Origin of the sequence: Vibrio nigripulchritudo ATCC 27043 (assembly GCF_000222685.1) — a bacterium.
In the GTDB taxonomy this organism is placed as follows: domain Bacteria; phylum Pseudomonadota; class Gammaproteobacteria; order Enterobacterales; family Vibrionaceae; genus Vibrio; species Vibrio nigripulchritudo.
On record NZ_AFWJ01000006.1, the window covers coordinates 1 to 18,314 of the forward strand.

The 18,314-nt window shown below is 44.9% G+C and carries 17 protein-coding genes and 1 pseudogene; 11 read left to right on the top strand and 7 right to left on the bottom strand.

Annotated elements, in window-relative coordinates:
• The first annotated feature begins 426 nt into the window (after window positions 1-426).
• Both RH89_RS01655 and RH89_RS01660 read left to right on the top strand, forming a co-directional pair.
• Window positions 427-1,560: an efflux RND transporter periplasmic adaptor subunit gene (locus RH89_RS01655; protein WP_004398228.1), complete on the top strand. Its 1,134-nt coding sequence runs from the start codon at window positions 427-429 to the stop codon at window positions 1,558-1,560.
• A gap of 2 nt (window positions 1,561-1,562) precedes the next feature.
• The gene (locus tag RH89_RS01660; RefSeq protein ID WP_004398229.1) at window positions 1,563-4,715 is read left to right on the top strand and encodes an efflux RND transporter permease subunit; all 3,153 of its coding nucleotides are present in this window, start codon (window positions 1,563-1,565) and stop codon (window positions 4,713-4,715) included.
• A gap of 74 nt (window positions 4,716-4,789) precedes the next feature.
• Here the strand turns inward: RH89_RS01660 and RH89_RS01665 are convergent, their stop codons facing one another.
• The 3 genes from RH89_RS01665 to RH89_RS28560 are packed head-to-tail and all read right to left on the bottom strand — an operon-like array spanning window position 4,790 to window position 6,890.
• Window positions 4,790-5,989, bottom strand: coding sequence for an RNA polymerase sigma factor (locus tag RH89_RS01665; protein WP_004398230.1), 1,200 nt, complete (start codon window positions 5,987-5,989; stop codon window positions 4,790-4,792).
• Window positions 5,986-6,339 carry a YciI family protein gene (locus RH89_RS01670; RefSeq protein WP_004398231.1) on the bottom strand — a complete coding sequence of 118 codons (354 nt, stop codon included), beginning with the start codon at window positions 6,337-6,339 and terminating at the stop codon, window positions 5,986-5,988. The genes RH89_RS01665 and RH89_RS01670 overlap by 4 nt, the downstream gene beginning before the upstream one ends.
• Before the next feature lie 41 nt (window positions 6,340-6,380).
• The gene (locus RH89_RS28560; RefSeq protein WP_004398232.1) at window positions 6,381-6,890 is read right to left on the bottom strand and encodes an SRPBCC family protein; all 510 of its coding nucleotides are present in this window, start codon (window positions 6,888-6,890) and stop codon (window positions 6,381-6,383) included.
• A gap of 568 nt (window positions 6,891-7,458) precedes the next feature.
• Between RH89_RS28560 and RH89_RS01680 the strand changes: the two genes are divergently transcribed.
• The gene (locus tag RH89_RS01680) at window positions 7,459-8,667 is read left to right on the top strand and encodes a NupC/NupG family nucleoside CNT transporter (protein ID WP_004398234.1); all 1,209 of its coding nucleotides are present in this window, start codon (window positions 7,459-7,461) and stop codon (window positions 8,665-8,667) included.
• A gap of 129 nt (window positions 8,668-8,796) precedes the next feature.
• Window positions 8,797-9,219 (top strand): GNAT family acetyltransferase, encoded by a 423-nt coding sequence (locus tag RH89_RS01685; protein ID WP_004398235.1) that lies wholly within the window; start codon window positions 8,797-8,799, stop codon window positions 9,217-9,219.
• An 80-nt stretch (window positions 9,220-9,299) separates the two neighbouring features.
• Here RH89_RS01685 and RH89_RS01690 read toward each other — a convergent pair whose 3' ends face one another.
• Both RH89_RS01690 and RH89_RS01695 read right to left on the bottom strand, forming a co-directional pair.
• The gene (locus RH89_RS01690; RefSeq protein WP_004398236.1) at window positions 9,300-9,554 is read right to left on the bottom strand and encodes a YgjV family protein; all 255 of its coding nucleotides are present in this window, start codon (window positions 9,552-9,554) and stop codon (window positions 9,300-9,302) included.
• 344 nt (window positions 9,555-9,898) lie between these two features.
• Window positions 9,899-10,213 carry a DUF496 family protein gene (locus RH89_RS01695; protein ID WP_004398237.1) on the bottom strand — a complete coding sequence of 105 codons (315 nt, stop codon included), beginning with the start codon at window positions 10,211-10,213 and terminating at the stop codon, window positions 9,899-9,901.
• 422 nt (window positions 10,214-10,635) lie between these two features.
• On the opposite strand from RH89_RS01695, the gene RH89_RS01705 reads away from it, so the two are divergent.
• The 7 genes and pseudogenes from RH89_RS01705 (at window position 10,636) to phaC (ending at window position 17,705) form a co-directional block, all read left to right on the top strand.
• Window positions 10,636-11,295: a YceH family protein gene (locus tag RH89_RS01705; protein ID WP_004398239.1), complete on the top strand. Its 660-nt coding sequence runs from the start codon at window positions 10,636-10,638 to the stop codon at window positions 11,293-11,295.
• Window positions 11,292-11,588 (top strand): GIY-YIG nuclease family protein, encoded by a 297-nt coding sequence (locus RH89_RS01710; protein WP_004398240.1) that lies wholly within the window; start codon window positions 11,292-11,294, stop codon window positions 11,586-11,588. The genes RH89_RS01705 and RH89_RS01710 overlap by 4 nt, the downstream gene beginning before the upstream one ends.
• A gap of 156 nt (window positions 11,589-11,744) precedes the next feature.
• Window positions 11,745-12,881 (top strand): conjugal transfer protein TraF, encoded by a 1,137-nt coding sequence (locus RH89_RS01715; RefSeq protein ID WP_004398241.1) that lies wholly within the window; start codon window positions 11,745-11,747, stop codon window positions 12,879-12,881.
• A gap of 557 nt (window positions 12,882-13,438) precedes the next feature.
• Window positions 13,439-14,178: pseudogene (locus tag RH89_RS01720) on the top strand (SDR family oxidoreductase).
• 20 nt (window positions 14,179-14,198) lie between these two features.
• Window positions 14,199-15,404: an acetyl-CoA C-acetyltransferase gene (locus tag RH89_RS01725; RefSeq protein ID WP_004398244.1), complete on the top strand. Its 1,206-nt coding sequence runs from the start codon at window positions 14,199-14,201 to the stop codon at window positions 15,402-15,404.
• A gap of 84 nt (window positions 15,405-15,488) precedes the next feature.
• Window positions 15,489-15,836 (top strand): phasin family protein, encoded by a 348-nt coding sequence (locus RH89_RS01730; protein ID WP_004398245.1) that lies wholly within the window; start codon window positions 15,489-15,491, stop codon window positions 15,834-15,836.
• A gap of 57 nt (window positions 15,837-15,893) precedes the next feature.
• Window positions 15,894-17,705, top strand: a complete 1,812-nt coding sequence (gene phaC, locus RH89_RS01735) for a class I poly(R)-hydroxyalkanoic acid synthase (RefSeq protein WP_004398246.1) — start codon at window positions 15,894-15,896, stop codon at window positions 17,703-17,705.
• 118 nt (window positions 17,706-17,823) lie between these two features.
• Here the strand turns inward: phaC and RH89_RS28970 are convergent, their stop codons facing one another.
• On the bottom strand, window positions 17,824-17,961 hold the full coding sequence (locus tag RH89_RS28970) for a TIGR02808 family protein (protein ID WP_004398247.1): 138 nt from the start codon (window positions 17,959-17,961) through the stop codon (window positions 17,824-17,826).
• 11 nt (window positions 17,962-17,972) lie between these two features.
• A partial coding sequence (locus tag RH89_RS01740) for a NapC/NirT family cytochrome c (protein ID WP_004398248.1) occupies window positions 17,973-18,314 on the bottom strand: 342 nt, incomplete at its 5' end.

Genomic DNA, 18,314 nt, shown 5'->3' on the forward strand with positions numbered 1-18,314 from the left:
GTAATAGGTAACTACATAAAAATGATGACTTTATCACTTCTTTGTAATTTGCAATAAACTGACACAATTTTATGTGAGATATTTGCAGCACTCTAACAAAAATAACTGTCAATATACGCAAGCTATCTCTTGAACCTTGGTTTAGTGAGAATGCATTGGTTTTCTGGCGAAACATCACTTTGAAGATCCTACGGGGCTGAATCAAAAACTGAAAACGCGTCATGAAAATCATTTCTACTCGCCACTAGGCAATCATATGAGGTAACTTGCGTATATCGCAACGGTTTCGCTGACATCTATTGTGTCACATTTCTTATGTTGGTGATTCCGGCTACGGATAATTGGTTAAAAGTAAAATCATAATCGCGCTAGCAAGGCATTATCCGTTAGACAAAACTCAAAACTCTTCTAAAAAATGGTAGATACATGAAGAAAACATTACTCAGTCTGGCAGTCGCCAGCTCATTAGTATTAGTAGGATGTGGTGAAGCAGAACAAGGAAATCGAAACGCCGTAGCGCCTAATGTGGTGGCTATGGAGTCAACCACCGTCATGCATCAACAGAGTAAAACCTATGTTGGCAGAGTACAAGCCGTTGAAGATGCCAACATTACAGCACAGGTTTCTGGTTACCTGAAAGATCGTCTGTTTATCGAGGGGCAGCTTGTTGAAAAAGGCGATGTTTTATATCAAATCGAACCTTCCTCCTTTGATGCTCAGGTTGCAACCGCCAAAGCCTCATTGGCACAGGCACATGCCTCATTGAAAAAAGCAGAAATGGACTTCAAGCGTGGCAAAAATCTCTTGCCGAAAGGCAACATCTCCAAATCTGAATTTGACACGCTTACAGCTGCGAAATTGAGTGCCGAAGCTCAGGTAGAAGCCGCAGAAGCACAACTCAATCTCGCCAATGTTAACCTGTCTCACACTCAAATTACTGCGCCATTCACAGGAAGAATCAGCAGCAGCAATGTGAGTATTGGTGATCTGGTTTCTCCCTCTTCCGGTCCTTTAACCACCATTGTCAGTTTAGACCCGATTCATACCAGCTTTAACGTAAGTGAGCGGGAAAGACTGGAGTTTGGCATGGATAAAGTGAAAGGTGATGGTGAAGGAGCTGCAAAAGCGCTTGAAGTAGTGATCAAGCTTGAAAATGGCAGTGTGTATGAACACAAAGGCAAGTTAGATTTCATCGGTAACCGAATCAATCTGAACACCGGGACAATTGCACTTCGAGCCAGCGTCGCCAACCCAGATCACGCATTATTACCGGGGCAGCATGTTCGTGTTGCCATTCAGGAACAAACACCAGAAGAAGTGGTGGTGATACCAAGGCGCGCTGTTCAGACTGATCTTGAAGGCGACTTCATCATGATTGTTGCCAAAGGCAACATAGCTGAGCGCAGAAACATCACACTAGGAAAGCAGACCGAGCAAGGTGTCATCGTGACAGAAGGGCTCGCTAAGGGAGAGCAGGTTGTTACGCAAGGCTTGCAACGTGTTAGGAATGGAATGCCTGTCAATATCCAAGACTCCGATTCCGCCAACACGGGAGCTTAATCATGCTGAGCCGATTTTTTATTCAGCGCCCTAAATTCGCGCTGGTCATCTCCATCATTCTTACATTGGCAGGGGCAATTTCATTGCTTGTACTGCCGGTTTCTGAGTATCCGGAAATCAGCCCGCCTTCTGTTAACGTTACAGCTTACTACACTGGTGCCAGTGCAGAAGTTGTAGAGCAGGCAATTGCCGACCCGATAGAAACCTCAGTTAATGGCGTGGAAGACATGATCTATATGTCTTCGAAGAGTGCCAACGACGGTTCTTACTCGTTAAACGTGACCTTTGATATCGGAACCGATCCAGACATGGCTCAGGTCAACGTTCAAAACCGTGTAACCCAGATCGAATCAAAGTTGCCACCAGAGGTTCGAATGGTGGGTGTCACGGTGAAGAAAAATTCACCTGACTTGTTGATGGTACTGAACTTTTACTCGCCTGAGGGTAAGTACAATGATCAGTTCCTGATCAACTACGTGAACCTGAACGTTAAAGATCAGCTTGCTCGTGTTAAAGGCATCAGTAACGTGAGTGTTATCGGTGGTGGTGAGTACGCAATGCGTGTCTGGCTGGATCCGGAAAAACTGGCGTCGCTGAAAATGACGACTTCGGACGTATATGCAGCCCTGGCTGAGCAGAATGTTCAAGTAGCTGCAGGTAACATCGGGGCGGCACCATACGCTAACCCACAGGAAGTGCAGTTTAACCTGGTGACTAAAGGTCGACTAGAGACGGTGGAAGAGTTTGAAGACGTTATGCTTCGTGCTAACCCAGATGGTTCTGCGGTTTACTTGAAAGATGTCGCTCGTGTAGAACTGGGCAAAAACTTTTACAACGGTACGGGCTTATTCCGTGGTCAGGACGCTTCTATCGTGGTGCTTTCTCTCCAGTCTGGTGCGAACGCTCTTGAGAGTGGTGGTTTGGTGATGGAAAGGCTGGAAGAGCTTTCCAAGACTTTCCCTGAAGGTATGGTGTACGAAACCAGTTACGATACGACTCTGTTTGTTGAAGAGTCGATTAAAGGCGTAGTCAAAACACTTATTGAAGCCATTCTTTTGGTTATCGCGGTCACTTACCTGTTCCTGGGCAGTGCGCGTGCTACTCTGATTCCGGTTATTGCCATTCCCGTTTCTTTGATTGGTACCTTTGCCATCATGTTGGCAACTGGTTTTACCATTAATACCGTAACTCTTTTTGGTCTGATTCTGGCCATTGGTATCGTGGTGGACGATGCGATTCTGGTTATCGAAAACGTTGATACCATCATGAAACGCGATCCAAGCTTAACGCCAAGGCAAGCGACGCTTAAGGCAATGAAAGAGGTAACCGGACCTATCATTACCTCAACACTGGTTCTCCTTGCCGTATTTATTCCAGTGGCAATGCTACCGGGAATCACCGGGATCATGTACCGTCAGTTCGCTTTAACTATCTGTATTTCTGTTGTTATTTCTTCGATTAATGCGCTTACCTTATCGCCTGCTGTGTGTTCTCTGGTGCTTAAGCAAGGCGGAGGCAATACCGCGAAATGGTTTGATGCCTTTAATCGGGTTCTGGACAAAGTCACTAGTCAATATGGTAAGGCAGCGGGTTTTCTGGTTAAGAAAACAATTCTGGCACTGATTTTCTTTGGTGTCGCAGTGGCGGCGGTTTCGTTCCTTGCGAAAACCACTTCAACAGCATTCGTGCCACAGGAAGATAAAGGCATCATGCTGGTGAACGTCCAATTACCGGATTCCGCTTCTCTGTCTCGTACAGAAGCGGTAACTGAAAAGCTGATGGATGTGATCAACCAAGAGCCTAGTATCGAAGGTGTGACTGTCGCTAATGGTTATGCTTTCCTGACCGGTGCAGCGGCGTCAAATGGCGCTTCACTGTTCGTTAAACTCAAGGATTGGGACTACCGAAACAATCTGGACGGCGATCATTCTTCTTTTGCCGTTACGAATCGTATTAATGCTCGTGCGGCACAGGAAATTCCAGAAGCTGTTGTATTTGCAATGGGTGCGCCAGCCGTACCGGGAATGGGAGCAGGCTCTGGCTTTGAATTCGTACTTGAAGATGCGTTAGGTCGAAACCGAAGCGACTTAGCTCAGGTTATGGGCGAGGTTATGGCTAAAGCGAACGCTCAGCCGGAAATTCTGTACACCTACAGTACGTTCCGTGCCAACGTTCCGCACTTCTATCTGGACATTGATCGCCAGAAAGCTAAGCAGCTTGGCATTCCTTTGGGCGAAATTTTCCAGACGCTTCAGGGTAACCTCGGTTCTATTTACGTTAACGACTTCACCATGTTTGGTAAGAACTTCCGGGTGACACTTCAGGCAGATGCCGAACACAGAACAGACATGGAAGATCTTGGCAGGTTCCACGTTCGTAGCCAGTCTGGAGACATGATCCCGCTAAGTACTCTGGTGAGTTATGAGCAGGTCTTCGAACCGGATGTGGCTTGGCGTTACAACATGTACCGTTCTGCTGTCATTCAGGGTGAAGCGGCACCGGGTTATTCCAGTGGTGATGCTATTGCAGCGATGGAGCGAGTTGCGGCTGAAGTACTGCCTCATGGGTATCAATACGAGTGGACAGGATTGGCGTACCAGGAGAAGTTAGCGGGCAATCAGGCGATCTATGCGTTTGCATTGGCTCTAATCTTCATTTATCTGTTTATGGTGGCACAGTACGAGAGCTGGACGATTCCACTGGCTATCATTCTTGTGGTTCCGGTAGCGACACTGGGCTCGTTTATGGCGCTTAACTTGACGGGTATTCCACTGAACCTGTACGCCCAGATTGGTTTAGTGTTGTTGATAGCCCTCGCAGCGAAGAACGCCATTTTGATTGTAGAGTTCGCGAAATTGGAGCGTGAGAACAAAGAAGTACCGATCGACGAAGCTGCCGTTCATGGTGGTGAATTGCGATTCCGTGCCGTGAATATGACTTCCTGGTCGTTTATCTTGGGTATTACTCCGCTAATCTTTGCTTCAGGTGCGGGTTACATCAGTCAGAACTCATTAGGTGTGTCACTGGTTGGTGGCTTACTCTGCGTGTTACTGGCGGGTACCTTCCTGATTCCAAGCTTCTATGCCATGGTTCAGCGCAAGCGTGAAAAGTTCCATGGAGGAAGTACTAAGCTGGTGGAACTTAAAGACGAGTAACACTGACAAGCTTTGTAAGTTGATTATGCATGCCCCAGTTTATCTGGGGCTTTTTTTATAAGCCTGTTACGCGCTCAGTTTAATCTCATTGAATTTAACTGGTTTTCCAGGAATCGTATGGTTGGCGTATCCGTCGAGAGAGAAATAGCTTTCTGATAGCAGTCTGCGGCTTCTTTGGGTTGGCAGAGCTTGCGGTAGAATTCAGCTTTCGTTGCCCAAAGAGGCTGGAAACCCGAACCAATTTCAGATTCTAAATCCAGAACTAGATTAAGCCCTTTCTCGTAACCAAAGTGTTTAGCCACTACAACAGAATAAGCCACCTTCGCGCCAACAGAAGGGGCAAACTGAATGAGTGCAGGATAAAGCTTACTAAGGGCTTCCCAGTCCGTTACTCCTGAAGACTTCCTAGCCTGATGAACCGACTGAATCGCGGCTTCAATCTGGAAGCGACCAACGCGATTTAACGCATGTGCGTCCTTCAGTTTACGTTGAGCATACAGTGAAAGGCTATCGTCCCAAAGTGCCATGTCTTGCTTCTCAACGGGGACCAAGGTCTGTTCATGAATTCTGGCTAACCGTCGCGCGTGTCCAAAGGCAATCAGAGCAGCAAGCCCTTTGGCTTCCGGATCGTCAGGAACGAGAGAAACAAGAAGATCCGCCAGATACAATGCCTCTTCACCAAAAGTATCGTTTGGATCAAGCCAGTCGTAGGTGTGTAGAGCATAAATAGCTTCGTATATTGTCTGGCAACGTGAAGGTAACTGAGAAGGATCTGGGACCTGAAAGGGGATACCAGAATCACGTACTTTGGCTTTTGCCCTGACGAGACGCTTTGCCAGCGCAGCAGGGGGATACATAAAGAGTCTGGCGATCACCTTTGCTTCAATTCCCAGAACAGTTTGCAGCATCAGGGGCGTATGCAAATCCGCTGAGATAGCAGGGTGAGCACAAACCATCATCAGCTCGAGTCTCTTGTCTGGCAGAGCGGGGGAGTCGGATTCCATGTTCGCTTCCTCTTCAATTTCTGGTTCTTCGGGAAAGCGAACCAATTGACGCTGGCGATCTGTGATCTTGTTTTTGGCGACCGTCATCAACCAGGCTTCTGGGTTGTTCGGAATGCCGTTCTCTTTCCAGTGGCTGAGTGCTTTAGTAAAGGCTTCTGCTAATGCGTCTTCAGCAAGCGCAATGTCATGAGTTCTGGATGACAGATACGCCAGCAGCTTTCCGTATGAGGAACGTGCCGCCATTTCGGCGGCACGATATTCTTTGCTCATAGTGAGTCCATTGCGGAGCAGCGAATTTCAACTTTCCCGCGTTTTGCAGCAGGGCACTTCTCAGCCCAAACCATAGCCGCATCCAGATCGGGTACATCGATTACGAAGAACCCTCCAAGCGTTTCACGTGTCTCTGCGAAAGGACCATCTTGCACCTGCTTTGTCCCGTCTTTCAGCGTGACTGTGGTTGCAGTATCAACTGGCTGCAACCAGTCTGTATCGACAAACACTCCTGCTTTTTGCAGTGATTCGATGTAAGCCCCATAAACTTCTTTTTCTGCAATCCAGTCTTCCTGAGTCATGTCTGCTAGATCTGCCGGGTCGGTGTAAAGTAAAAATGTATAGCGCATCGTTTTTCTCCTTAAGTTCGCTAAGTTTTAAATTTGGTGGGTTAAGCAGCTTTCGCCAGGTTATCCAGACCTTTTTCGAAGGTTTTGCCTACCATCTTGTCCATAAACAAACCAAATACTCGAGCAATTGGGTTGTTCCCTAAATCCATTTCCATGCGCCATGTGACGAGTGCGCCATTTTCTTTTGGTTCTGCTTTGATGATCTGAGTGGGCTGCCCCATTGCTCCAAGATCAATACTGTACTGAACAGAGTGATTCGTGACAGATGAAACCACCTGGCTGCCTTTGCCATCTTTTCCGTTAAAGTGAAAACCAGAACCGATTCCATTCTCCGGGCCAAAATGTTGAATACTTAAATCTGGGTCAGCCGACTTATATGGGTTGAATTTCTGGTATCCCTTGTTTGAAGCGGCCAGATTGATGATGTCTTTAGCTTGCTTAGGCAACATAGATTGTCTTTCGACTTCAATGTGTCTGGGTAACAAAAGAGTTGCCAATGCTAATACTGCCAGTATGCCTACAGTCGCCATTAATATCGTAGTAAGTGTCATGATAAATCTCCTTTAAATGAAAAAGCCCAACTGCTTTTCAATGACGTGACGAACAACGATCGGCTCAAAAGACATCTTTACAAAAAAAATTTAAAAATTTTTTTACATGGTGGAAATCAAATGCCATGACCCATTGAAAACAATAGTAAAGCGTAGTTTGAACATTATTTATACGCTTGAACGTTTGCGTAAAAATATGTGATGAAGTTCTCATTTGTGCCGCTATACTTCTCGCTCGGTTATAAGCCGAAGCTGGCACATTCGGTTGTTTTATTGATTAGAACAGCCGATATAGAGGCGTGTTGATCTTTTGTGATTAATACGTTTTGCATAACCAATACAAGCCGTCACAAGGATTGCTAACAAGAGTCAACAGATTCTAAGCATGTGAATGACCCCACGGACCGGACCAGCTAATTTTAACTGCTTGTAAAGGTGAATCCGCAATGACGATTTTTTCCAATTCCATTCTGGGGTGGTTCAGTTCCGTACCATCACAACCCTGCCATTTACTGTCTGAATTGCGCTTGGGCGCTTCTTCAATTTCCATTCGATAACAGGGTTGATAATGAACATTCTTTTTAGCATTTTGGGTGTTATTACCCTACTGATTTGCGCCTACGCTTTCTCTGAGAACCGCAAAGCCATTAACTGGAAAACGGTATCCAGAGCGCTGATTCTTCAGGTTGGTTTTGCGGCACTTGTCCTCTACTTTCCTTGGGGACAGTTGGCTTTGACCAGTCTGAGCAACGGTGTATCCAGCCTGTTGGGGTTTGCTGACGAGGGCATCGCTTTTCTCTTTGGTGATCTGGCGAGCAGTGGGTTTATTTTTGCAATCCGTGTTCTTCCAATCATTATCTTTTTCAGTGCCTTGATTTCCGCGCTTTATTACCTTGGTATTATGCAGAAAGTCATCGAGTTTATTGGTGGCGGTATTCAGAAATTCTTGGGAACCAGTAAAGCAGAGTCGCTAGTCGCGACTGGTAACATCTTTTTGTCTCAGGGTGAATCTCCGCTATTGGTTCGTCCGTTTCTGTCAAAAATGACGCGTTCTGAACTGTTTGCTGTAATGGCTGGTGGTATGGCATCGGTCGCGGGCAGTGTTCTGGGTGGATACGCTGGGCTGGGTATAGAGCTGAAGTACCTGATAGCGGCAAGCTTCATGGCGGCACCGGGTAGCTTACTGATGGCTAAGATTCTGGTTCCGGAGCAAGGAACACCATCGCAGCAGCTTGATGTTGAAATGGATAAAGCAGAACAGAGCAATGTTATTGATGCACTTGCCAGTGGTGCCATGAATGGTATGAAAGTAGCCGTTGCTGTCGGTACTATGCTGATCGCATTCGTGAGTGTTATCGCGATGGTCAATACTGGTCTTGAAACACTTGGCGAATGGGGTGGTTTCAGTGGTATCACTTTGCAAGCCATATTCGGCTATATATTTGCGCCTCTGGCGTGGGTGATTGGTGTTCCAGGCAGCGAAGTGTTGGCTGCGGGTTCTTATATTGGCCAGAAAGTGGTGATGAATGAGTTTGTGGCGTTTATCGACTTTGTGGCGAACAAGGAGACGCTGTCTGAGCACACTCAAGTGATTGTTACATTTGCATTATGTGGGTTTGCCAACATTGGCTCTATCGCCATTCAGCTAGGTTCTATCGGTGTGATCGCGCCAGAGCGCCGCTCTGAGGTGGCAAACTTAGGTTTCAAAGCGGTACTTGCAGGCACACTGGCAAACCTGATGAGTGCATGCTTGGCAGGATTATTTATTCTGCTTTAAGTATTCAAAGTCCATAGACCTTAATTTATAAAAATTCATAAATATCAAAGGCTAAGGGGTTCTCCTAGCCTTTTTATTTAGGTACTTTGTAATAAGCTAGAAAATCAGTGTTATAGAAAAGGATTGCGAATGAATATCAGGACGTATCAGCCTTCAGACAAACAAAGCATCATAGCAATATGGCAAGCTTGCGGATTAGTGGTTCCCTGGAACGACCCAAGCAAAGACATCGATATTAAAGTGGCTCACGATAAGGAGCTGTTTCTGGTGATGGAAGAAAGTGGCAAGGTTGTCGCGTCTGTTATGGGGGGATACGAAGGTCACCGAGGGTGGGCAAACTACCTTGCTGTGGATCCTGAATATCAGGGAACCGGAGCAGGACGCTTACTTATGGAAGATCTTGAGCGACGGTTAAAGGAAAAAGGGTGCCCCAAGATAAATCTTCAGGTCAGAAACACTAACGCCAAAGTCATTCAATTTTACGAATACCTAGGCTATAGCATTGATGAGTCGGTGAGTATGGGAAAGCGTCTGGATGGCGTTAAAAAATAACTAGATCAACAGACTCTAATCAACCAGAAAGTAGAAAAGCCAGTGAAGACACTGGCTTTTCTTATGAACGATTCAGCTTATCAGGCTTTGGCTGTTTCCAGACTGGCTGCTTTTTTCTCGTTGTACATCTTCAGCAGGAAGTAGACATTCACACATGCTATAAAGCCATTTGTTACGACAACTGGCATGGCATCGATCATTAAACCGTAAGTGGTGAACAGTGCACATCCAATAAAGTTAAGTACACGCAGCAGTACGATGTCTTTCATCATTAGCGAGATCGCTACCATGATAGAAGACGCATACCCCAAAATTTCAACAGTGCTAAATTCCATAAATTGACCCTCTTATTCTCATCGGTGTTTACCGCTACCAATTCTTCTCTTCATGAGATAAAGGGGGTTATCCGTGCCCCGAATGGTCATTTTTCGTCACTATACCAAGGCTTGATTTACTCGGGAATACAGTGGATTAAGGAAAGTGAGAGTAAGCGATTACGCAAACGTTAAACGCAGAAAAAAATTTCCTCATACCGATATTTGTTGAAGTAATGAATGCAGTGAATCGGTTAGATTAGGTGAATGTTTTTTTCAACAGACACTAAAAAGCCCCTGCTAAGCAGAGGCTTTGTACGTACGAGTGCTAACCCTGAAAATCAGGGTGCAGACAGTCAGGCAGTTTATTTTTTGCCTTGAGTTTGTTTGTCTGCTTCAGTCAGCTCGCGAATTTTGCGGCTGATGTCACGGCGAACTTTAGAGATTTCGGCACTCTTAATGATGTGATCGTCAACGCGATCTTCGTAGTCCGCTTTCATGTTCTTGATGATAGCGACAATTTCATCGTGCTTCATTTCAGGCTTGATGTAGTCAAGCAAGTTTTCAAGAAGATCAACACGCTTAGAGTTATCGCGGATTTTCTTTTCGTTGTCTTGAAGTTCACGTTTTAGCTTGTTCTTACGACGAGCTTGGTTAACGATTTCAAAAACGTTGTTCATGGGATTTTTACCTCAAAAATCAAAATGAGTAACTTTTTTCGATTAAAACACAATGCTGGTTGGCTTAACAGACTTTAGATCAATCCCTTGCGTCTTATGACGAATTTTTAGGCATCCACTTCGACAAGAGTTGTCTTAACGCGGATAACCGCTATATCATTCTTTTCTCTTTTTATAAGTTTTAAAGATACTATGACGCCTCAGGACGATTTAGAACCCGAAAACAGCTCTCATTCTAAGAGAGAAAAGTTAAGTTCATCCTACAAAACAGGGCGTCAGTTGCAGGAACTCACCGAAATAGAACTCAGCCGCAGTAAAATTATTGTTCTATCTTTGGATGGCAAGCCACAGCGAATCCCATTGGTTACAAATCACTGAGCAGGTTTGGTTACCAATAGGAACGAATTAAGAAGGAAAGTCGAATGAGCATTGAATTGAACGCGATAGAAGCTCGGGTAATAGGTTGTTTGATAGAAAAGGAAGTCACAACGCCTGATCATTATCCCCTAACGCTAAACAGCCTGACTTCGGCGTGCAACCAAAAAAGCAATCGTGAACCTGTCCTCTCGCTTAGTGAAAGTGATGTGCAAAATGCATTGGATTCACTTATGCAGCGCCGTCTCGTCACAGACGAAAGTAGCTTCAATGCTCGTGCCGCAAAATATCAGCACCGTTTCTGTAATACTGAGTTTGGCAGTTTGAAACTGACTGATCAGGAGAAAGGCGTAGTGTGTTGTATGCTGCTTCGCGGCGCTCAGACACCCGGAGAACTCAGAACGCGCACCAACAGGCTGTGTACTTTTGCAGATGTAAAAGAAACAGAAGCAGTGCTTGAAGCGATGGCAAATCGCGAAGAAGGAGCGCTAGTTGTAAAGCTGCCTAGAGAGCCTGGCAAGCGAGAGTCACGCTACCAGCATTTGTTCTGCGGTGAAGTTGATATTGAATCATTACCTGTTGCTTCGGAGCCTGTCGGTGACAATTCGCGAATTCAAGCGCTAGAGAATGAAGTGTCTGAGCTAAGAAATGAAATTGAAGAGCTGAAAGTATCACTTTCTCAAATCCGATCACTTGTAAATCAATGATTAAAAGTAATCCCTGGTTTGTCTATCTTATCAGGGACAAAAACTCCTCTCTTTATTGTGGCGTAACCGACCATATGATTCGTCGGTTTCGTCAGCATCAATCCGGAAAAGGCGCTAAATTTTTAAGAGGGAAAGCCCCGTTAACCCTTGAATGGCTTTATATTGCCGATTCTAAAAGTACAGCAATGAAACTCGAATACAAAATCAAACGCCTTTCAAAAAGTCAGAAAGAGCGGATGATTTTGACCCAAAGATTACCCACTTCTTTAGAAATCCTTCCTGCTTTACCTTAGCCTTCAACTTATAAAACTTGGTTGTAAATCACACAAATCAGAAGCTAGTTGCGAATTTATACATTAAAATATTTAATTGAATGGAAAGTGAGTTTCATTCCATGAATGAATTTTATAATTCATTGAGCTATAAAATAAATAAAATTGGATATCGTTATGAATAACAAATATGCAGTGGGTTTTGGTTTGTCTTTGCTGTCTCTTTCCGTTTCTGCAGCCAATCACGTAGCTGATGGCAGAGGGAATGGTATGGGAAATACGGGTGTTGCTTCAGGTGAGTATTTAGTCGCCCCATTTTATAACCCTGCCTTGGCGGCAGTCATCGATGAATCTGACGATTTTGCAATTCTAATCCCCGCCGGTGGGGTGAAAGTTCGTGATACCGATAATGCGATAGAAGTCATTGATGACGTGCAAAAAACTTATAAAAAAGTGCAGAGCTCACCTTCTACCGATCTATTAGCCGAGCTTAATGGTCACCTGGACTCTCTGGCAGGGCATAAGCCTCTTACAGCATCAGGAAATATTGGCGTTGCTGCTGCCTTGCCAACTAACCTGGTGGCAGCCAACCTGTTTACGTCTGGTTATGTTGAAATTATCGGTGTGACAGACGTGGCAAACAAGGTCTCAGACAGCCTTACCGATACGAATCAGCGTATACAGGATACCAATGTTGATCTGGTCGCATTCGGCTACACAGAAGTGGGTCTCGCGCTGGCAAAGCAGCTTGATCTGGCTGGTCAACGAGTTTCTCTTGGTATCACTCCTAAGTTCCAAAAGCTCACCACATACTCTCAAAACATCAACGTAAACGACTTTGAGCTTGATGAATACGATAAAGGTGAAACTAACGAATCAGCATTTAACGTTGACCTAGGTGCGGTATGGCTTCTTGGTAACTTCAGAGCGGCATTTGCCATCAAAGACGTTATGAAACAGTCGATCACAACCGACACCAAATACGTTTACGAATTGAAGCCTCAGATGACGGTTGGTGCTGCATACACAACGGAATTTTTCACTGTAGCAGCAGATGCTGATCTAACATCGCAAACGCGTTTTGTAGGTGTAGCGGATGATACTCAGTTTGTTCGATTAGGGGCAGAAGCCAACGCCTGGGACTGGGCTCAGTTAAGAGTGGGCTACGAAATGGATACTAAGAGTACAGTAGACAATTCTGTTACATTTGGCTTAGGGCTAAGCCCATTTGACGTAGTAAATATTGACTTGGCAGGTAGTTATGCTGGAAATAACCAATTTGGCGCTTCTGCAAGTTTAGGTTTCACTTTCTAATATTATTTTTAATAATAAAAGGCAGCACGTTATTGCTGCCTTTTATTTTATAAAAACCTTCCTTTTTCTCTTTAATAAAAGACCTGATATTTATGTCAATATAATTGAATGAACTATATGGTTTTTATTTCTGTTAGAATTATTTTTATTTCCTAAATAACATTTCCCTTAGTTATTTAAATAAATTACATATCTATAGATATAATCTTTAACTTACTGAAAAATATAGCAATAGCTCGAAAATCATTCGAAGTTGTTTAAAAAATGTAAACAATACTTTTCTTGTTCAGCGTTTTGTTAACATAAGTACCTGATATTTGAGACTGTGATCTTGTTTTTCTAATAAACTCAACTTTGTGTGTAGATTTATTAAAAATGTTGCTTATTTTAAATATCAAGCAATAAAAACGTCACAGTCTCGAATTAAATTAAATAACAAATAAGAGTCTTTAAGACGTATTAAAAAGCTCTAAGAATAAATCTCATTGAGGCGTTAAAAATAACGTCAGTTGGTTTTGACGTCTTGCGTCACGCTTGTTGTAAGAACGGAGTCATTAATGGAAAAACTCGCTTTGATCACTGGTTCCAAGGGTGGAATCGGGTCGGCTATTAGTACGCAATTAGTTAGTGAAGGTTATCGTATTATCGCGACCTATTACACTGGTAACTATAAGTGTGCAAAAGAATGGTTCGATGAGAAGCAATTCACGGAAGATCAGGTTGTACTATTTGAACTTGATGTTACTAACACTGCTGAGTGCAGTGAAAGGCTTGAAAAACTTCTCAGAGAAGAAGGTACACCAGATGTTGTTGTTAACAACGCTGGGATCACCCGAGACGGTGTCTTCAAAAAAATGTCGGCTGACAGCTGGTTTGATGTTATCGACACAAACCTGAACAGCTTATTCAACGTTACCCAACCGCTTTTTGCCGCTATGTGCGAAAAGGGGGTGGGCGAATCATCAACATTACCTCAGTAAATGGTCTAAAGGGGCAATTTGGTCAGGCGAACTACGCGGCTGCAAAAGCTGGCATGATCGGCTTTACCAAATCACTGGCAGCCGAAGGTGCGCGTTCAGGCGTTACAGTTAATGCTGTCGCTCCTGGGTATACGGCAACACCAATGGTCACTGCCATCCGTGAAGACGTACTGGAAACCATTAAAAACGAAATTCCAATGAAGAGGCTAGCTCAACCAGATGAGATCGCGAAAGCGGTCAGCTATTTGGCAAGCGATGCAGCGGCTTACATTACTGGCGAAACTTTGTCAGTCAATGGCGGCCTGTACATGAGTTAACTTCAGAAAGGAATTAAAAAATGGAAAAGGTATACATCGTTTCTGCGAAGCGTACGGCTATCGGTGCGTTTGGTGGAACATTAAAAAACACATCAGCAGGTGAACTAGGTGCTGCCGCGATCAAAGGTGCGCTTGAAGCCGCCAATGTAAACCCAACCGAAGTCGACGAAGTGATTGTCGGTAATGTTGTTGGTGCTGGTCAGGGCATGGGTGTCGGTCGTCAGGCTGCAATCTTTGCCGGTGTTCCAGAAACTACCCCTGCATACACGCTCAACATGGTGTGTGGAAGCGGCATGAAAACCCTCATGGATGCAGCTTCTCACATTCGCAGTGGAGACGCCGAAGTGGTTGTCGCTGCAGGTGTTGAGGTAATGTCTCAAATCCCATTTGCTGCTCCGGCTAGCCTACGCCAAGGTCAGAAAATGGGGGATATCAGCTTTAAGGATCTACTGATTTCCGACGGTTTAACAGATGTTTACAACCAGTACCACATGGGAGTCACTGCCGAAAACATTGCCAAGGAAGTTGGATTATCTCGAGAGCTGCAAGATGAATTTGCACTGTCTAGCCAGCAAAAAGCAGTGGCAGCCATTGAAGCCGGAAAATTCAAAGATGAAATTATTCCGGTGGAAGTGAAACAGCGTCGTGAAACGATTGTGTTTGACACAGATGAGTATCCTAAAGCCGATGCGAGTCTGGCTGGGTTGCAAAAACTAAGACCTGCTTTCGATCGTGAAGGTACTGTCACCGCTGGTAATGCTTCTGGCATAAACGATGGTGCAAGTGCACTGGTAGTGGCATCCGAAAGTGCTGTTAAGAGATTAAACCTGACCCCTCTATGCGAGTTGGCAAGCTATGCACAAACAGGTCTTGACCCCAAAGTGATGGGACTAGGACCAGTCAAAGCCGTAACAAGTGCTTTGAGCAAAGCTGAACTCTCCATTTCAGATGTGGACGTATTCGAATTAAACGAAGCCTTTGCCGCTCAGGCACTGGGTGTGGTTTACCAGCTTGCGGATCACCATGAAGTGGACAAAGAGACCATCTTATCCAAAGCCAATCTAAATGGCGGTGCGATTGCACTTGGTCATCCGCTAGGGGCATCTGGAAACCGAATCATTGTATCTCTGATTCATGAAATGAAGCGCCAAAATAGCAGTACCGGAGTGGCTTCACTTTGTATCGGCGGTGGAATGGGCACTGCAGTAGTACTGAAACGCAGTTAACAACTGTTTTACTCATTGGGGCAGGAGCCCCGACTGAGAAATATCGATTCACTTAATGGAAATTTGTTTATCAGGAGAGACACCATGTACACTGACATTTTTAAAGCTTTTACCGATCAAACTGAAAAAACGTTCGAACCTTACACAAAAATCAACAAACTATTCACCAAAAACGCAGAGGTGATTACTGAACTTCACCTAAACGCACTGCGTTCATACAGCGACTTAGGTCTTGCTCAGCTAAAAGCGGCGGGTGAAGTGAAAGACGTGACTTCTCTGGCTTCTTTCAGCAACCAGCAGCTGTCTGTTATTACTCGTCTTTCTCAGCAACTGATGGACGACAGCAACAAACTTCAATCCATTGCTAATGAATTCAAAGAAGACGTTGAGCAAATCACTTCTGAAAGTCTGAAAGCTTCTACTCCAGCTTAAGATGAGGGCGCCACCCTTACGGGTGGCGTTTTTTTGATCCGAAGAAAGGGTTTTATCATGTTTCAAAACTTCTTTTCGGACTACCTTGTTAAGCTCCAAGAGAGCAACCAGCAATGGTGGAAAGATCTTGAGCAAGGCAAGGCAGCCGTCAATACCCCTCTTAATAAGGCGATGCACGAAATCAGCCTGGAAGATACATCAGAATTGTTCGAAAAAGCCGCTCAGCAGCCAGCCGCTCTTCTTGAAGTTCAAACTAAATGGTGGGAACAGCAACTAGAGATTTGGCAAAAAGTAGCGCTGCAAGCGAACCAGGAATCTGTTGTTGAAGCAGAAAAAGGGGACAAGAGATTTCAAGATAAAGCGTGGCAAGATGATGCGTTTTATAACTTTATCAAGCAATCTTACTTATTGTTCAGCCGCACGTATCTAGACACCATCAACGCTGTTGAAGGTCTGGATGAAAAAACCAAAGAAAGGCTGAATTTCTTCTCTCGCCAAACCATTAATGCTTTATCTCCAAGCAACTTTATCGCGACCAACCCTGAGTTGCTTAAGCTGACAATGGAACAGAATGGTGAAAACTTACTGACAGGTTTGCAGCACTTCAAAGAAGATGTAGAGGCCAGTGCCGACATTTTGAAGATCCGTATGACCAATACGGATGCGTTCCAAATTGGTGAACATGTCGCAAATACCCAAGGTGACGTTGTTTACCAAAATGAACTGTTTGAGCTGATTCAATATCGTCCGGTAACAGAGCAGGTAAACGCAACGCCACTGCTGATTGTGCCGCCGTTTATCAATAAGTACTACATTCTCGATCTGCGTGAGAAAAACTCTCTGGTGAAATGGTTGCTAGAGCAGGGTCACGCGGTATTTATGATGTCCTGGCGTAACCCTGGTCCTTCTCAGGCGAAAGTAGAATTTGGCGACTACGTAACAGATGGTGTGGTTAAAGCGGTCAGCGCAATTGAATCCATAACTGGTCAAGAGCAGATTAATGCCGCGGGCTACTGCATCGGCGGAACAGTACTCGCTTCCACCGTTGCATACTATGCTGCGAAAAGAATGAAAAAACGCATTAAGTCTGCGTCATTCTTCACGACATTACTGGACTTCTCACAGCCTGGAGAAGTTGGTGCTTATATCAATGACACGGTAATACGTGCGATTGAAGCTCAGAATAATCTGCAGGGTTACATGGATGGTCGCTCGTTGAGCGTGACATTCAGCCTGTTGCGAGAGAACAGTCTGTACTGGAACTACTACATTGATAATTACCTGAAAGGTAACAGCCCGGTTGATTTCGATCTGCTTTACTGGAACAGCGACAGTACCAATGTAGCCGCGGATACGCATAACTTCCTTCTCAGAGAGTTGTATCTGGAAAACAAACTGGTTAAAGACAAAGGCGTCAAGATAGGTGGTGTCTGGATCGATCTGAATAAGATTCGTATCCCAAGCTACTTCATCTCTACCAAAGACGACCATATTGCGCTTTGGCAGGGAACGTATCGTGGTGCGCTTAAGACTGGTGGTAACAAGACGTTTGTTCTTGGAGAGTCAGGGCACATTGCAGGTATTGTTAACCATCCGGACAAGAAAAAGTACGGTTACTGGACTAATGATAATCTGGATGACACGGCTGAAGAGTGGATGGCTAACGCTGAACACAATGAAGGCTCTTGGTGGCTGCACTGGCATAAGTGGCTGCTTGGCTTTAATCCAGAAGAGCAGCGCGAACCGTTCAGCGTGGGCAACGAAGACTACCCAGTGCTTCGAGTCGCTCCCGGCGATTATGTGAAACAAACGCTTCCTGTTATCGAAGATATCGTGAAAGAGGAAGAAGCAGAAACAGAAACTGCTTAAGCATTCTAAGATAATAACTCTAACAACTCAGTTGGCTAGAAAAAGAAACTCCCACCGCAAGGTGGGAGTTTTCTTTTGGGCAAATGCCCATAGCAAGCAAAGGTGCTAAAACTTGGCTCTATTGTGGGTCTTTATCTTTCCCTAGAGAGAGCAGCCATAAAGACACAGCTGCCACCCCCGCGAAACCTGTCAGAATGATGATTGGCATGGCAGAGTAGCCGAGCACATGCCAAATCACAGATTCAAGTGTACTCATTGATTTTCTCCTTATTGCCAGCCTTCAACGCCATGCATGTCTGGTAGTTTGTGCGCAATGCCTTTATGGCAGTCCACACATGTTTTCTCACCTGATGCCAGAGCGGTTGAGTGTTGATTCGCGCTGCGAGTGCTTTGTTCTGAAAAATCCATGTATTCGAACTCATGGCAGTTCCGGCATTCGAGCGAGTCATTCTTTTTAAATCGCGCCCATTCACGTTCTGCCAGATGGGCACGTCGAGCCTGAAATTTCTCTGTCGTGTCTATCGTTCCCATAAAATGTGCGACCAGCTCTTTCGAAGCCTGCACTTTACGCACGATTTTATCTGTCCATTCATGAGGAACATGGCAATC